General features: G+C 59.4%; 1 protein-coding gene. It reads right to left on the reverse strand.

The genetic code is table 11. The annotated features are described in order from the left end of the window. On the reverse strand, nt 1-392 hold a 392-nt coding region (locus tag FDX22_RS22500), incomplete at both ends, for a malic enzyme-like NAD(P)-binding protein (RefSeq protein ID WP_304571808.1).

A 392-nucleotide genomic window follows, 5' to 3' on the forward strand; every position in this document is an offset into this window, starting at 1 on the left:
TTTAATACTCTGCGACAGCGCGTCGTCGCTCATCTTCTCTGCCACACCCGACTGCTGTGCCGCCTTACCGACCTCAAAGGCAATGCTGCGGGTCACCTCGCAGATTGTCCCAATCTCCGGCAACAGAGCGCCTTCCCCGTTACGCACCAACGGGGAAGCATCGGCCAGCGCACGGCTTGCCGCCATCAGCATAGCCTCTGTTACGCGTGTCGCGCCGCTGGCGATAGCCCCCAGACCGATGGCCGGGAAAACATACACGTTATTGCACTGCGCCACCGGAATGGAGCGTCCATTAAATTCAATCACACCGCAGGGACTGCCGGTCGCAATGATGGCCTGTCCCTCGGTCCAGCGAATGATATCTTCTGGTCGCGCTTCCATTCTCGAAGTGG

Origin of the sequence: Citrobacter sp. TBCS-14, from assembly GCF_005280805.1 — a bacterium.
GTDB classification, from domain to species: Bacteria; Pseudomonadota; Gammaproteobacteria; order Enterobacterales; family Enterobacteriaceae; genus Citrobacter; species Citrobacter gillenii.